Source organism: Microbacterium sp. IEGM 1404 (assembly GCF_030056775.1).
GTDB lineage: Bacteria > Actinomycetota > Actinomycetes > Actinomycetales > Microbacteriaceae > Microbacterium.
The window spans coordinates 1-241 of the sequence record NZ_JASHKP010000018.1; the positions used below are offsets into that span (position 1 = coordinate 1).

The 241-nt window shown below is 72.2% G+C and carries 1 protein-coding gene; it reads left to right on the forward strand.

Features of this window, described 5'->3' with window-relative positions; translation table 11 throughout:
• Window positions 1-84: 84 nt before the first annotated feature.
• The coding region (locus QM517_RS18810) for an AAA family ATPase (protein ID WP_374114716.1) at window positions 85-241 on the forward strand (157 nt) is incomplete at its 3' end.

Sequence of the window (241 nt, forward strand, 5' to 3'; positions counted from 1 at the left end):
CCCGCCCCGCCCCGCCCACAGCCCGACCCCCCCCCCCCCCCCGGCTTTTAATGCGCCGGCGACCACCGAGATCTACACCCTGTTGTGATCGTCGGCAGCGTCAGATGTGTATACGAGACAGGGGCAGCACCGCCCTGGAGAGACGGGCGCACGCACGTTCTGCCCTCCCCCTTGCTCGTCGTGGCCACGCTGAACCCGCTCGAGAGGGCGGGCACGTACGCCCTCCCCGAGGCGCCGCGCG